This window comes from Niveibacterium umoris (assembly GCF_014197015.1).
GTDB classification, from domain to species: domain Bacteria; phylum Pseudomonadota; class Gammaproteobacteria; order Burkholderiales; family Rhodocyclaceae; genus Niveibacterium; species Niveibacterium umoris.
The window spans coordinates 1-1,655 of the sequence record NZ_JACIET010000016.1 but is presented as its reverse complement, the minus strand read 5'-3'; the positions used below and the strand labels follow the sequence as shown (position 1 = coordinate 1,655).

Below are 1,655 nucleotides of genomic sequence, written 5' to 3'. Positions count from 1 at the left end.
GGCCAAGTGAGCAGCCCAAAGTGGAGCGAAACTCGGACAGGCCTCAACGAGGACTTCAATTGCTTGCGACTTCTCGATCATGGGACGGCTAACGTTGGACGTAACGGGCGCCGGAGCGCAGCGGAGGGAACCAAACTGCGCAGCAGTTTGGCGTCCCGTTGACGGACTTGTTAGGCGATTCCTGCATATGCACCTAGCACGGGTTGTTGGAGTTTGAAGTCATCAGTGGCTTCAGGGTGCCAAGGGAAATACCCCTGCGTTGAGGGCCAGACCACTTGATATAGTGGGAATTGGGCTCCTTCGTAGAACCAGAGAGTAGAAAGAACATAGTTCTCGTACTCGCTGCTCGGCACAGCAACGAAGAGAGCCGAATAGTCGTTGAGCAGTTCGCCCGTTGGGGCGCCCATATCAAATGGTTTTCCCTCTGCCGCCGCCTTTGCCGCAATGCTAAGAACGCCGTGAGCGGTCTTCGGAGGTAGGCCAATAACGAGCAGCTCAGGATGGCCGAATGAGTGGAATAGGCCAACTGTGTATGTAAAGCCTGGTTCGCCGTCTTCCGCTGAGATGCTGTTGCAATGCCAACCGTGCTCGGCAATGTTATTGAGGAGCCGTCGCTCAAATTCGTTTGACGACGTTGATCGGGTCATGGTGAATCGCCTAACGTTGAAAGTAACCGGCACCGGAGCGCAGCGGAGGGAACCAAACTGCGCAGCAGTTTGGTGTCCGGTTGACTGCACTGTTAGGCATCGGTTTCCGAGGGTTTACAGTCATTCGAGCTCCGACTCGTAGACAGTGGCTTCGTACTCGCTTTCATTGCCTAGCACAGGAAAGTATGTCAGCACCATTGGCAACCCATCGGCGCCGGTAAAGCCCTGATCAAGGACGAGTAAGTCTCCGACACGCGGTATGCGGCACGCAGGCGAAAGAACCCTATAGCGCTCCGCTGGCAATTCCACCAAAAGCCGAGCGCGATGTTTGGGTTCAGTGCTCATGGTTCGACGCCTAACGTTGGACGTAACGGGCGCCGGAGCGCAGCGGAGGGAACCAAACTGCGCAGCAGTTTGGCGTCCCGTTGACGGACTGGCTAGGCAATGGCTTGACCACTTGAGCCTTCAGCATTTGACAGCCGCCGTCTGAGCAAAAGCGCGCAGAGATTGGATACGGAGCATATGCAGACGGATGCTATTGCAAGATATGGAAGACCAGCCAAATTCCCCGCCTGAACTAAGCACAGAACCAGGAGAACCAGAATAGCCACAAGCATAAGACCATTCGTGCCAATGGAGAGCATCGAGAACTGGCGGCGGAACCTCTGGGTTGTCAATGCAAGTAGGCTACTAACAGCCATTGTTATGAAGTAGAAAGTGGCGAGGAAATTGTAGTGTTTCTGCGAGCTCGCAATATGCCAAACCAATGCCAATAGAATGTAGCAATTGCAGGCAATTGCAATGCCTCGCAAAGGAGCCAAGGAAACGGCCCAAGGGCCCCGTGCATGCTGGATGGAGTGGCGCGATTTCGGCGGAATATAGAGATTCTCGGGCATGCTCAATGGGCTATCGCCTAACGTTGGACGTAACGGGCGCCGGAGCGCAGCGGAGGGAACCAAAATGCGCAGCAGTTTGGCGTCCCGTTGACGGACTGGTTAGGGCGTTGAC

The 1,655-nt window shown here is 55.2% G+C and carries 2 protein-coding genes; both read right to left on the bottom strand.

The genetic code is table 11. The features are described from left to right. Nucleotides 1-170: 170 nt before the first annotated feature. Nucleotides 171-647, bottom strand: coding sequence for a DUF4262 domain-containing protein (locus GGR36_RS21570; RefSeq protein ID WP_183638658.1), 477 nt, complete (start codon nucleotides 645-647; stop codon nucleotides 171-173). A gap of 120 nt (nucleotides 648-767) precedes the next feature. Beyond that, nucleotides 768-992, bottom strand: coding sequence for a hypothetical protein (locus GGR36_RS21735; protein WP_207064410.1), 225 nt, complete (start codon nucleotides 990-992; stop codon nucleotides 768-770). Between the last annotated feature and the right edge of the window lie 663 nt (nucleotides 993-1,655).

Coding starts and splice junctions, on each gene's coding strand:
- GGR36_RS21570 (WP_183638658.1), bottom strand. CDS start 647: ATGACCCGATCAACGTCGTCAAACGAATTTGAGCGACGGCTCCTCAAT.
- GGR36_RS21735 (WP_207064410.1), bottom strand. CDS start 992: ATGAGCACTGAACCCAAACATCGCGCTCGGCTTTTGGTGGAATTGCCA.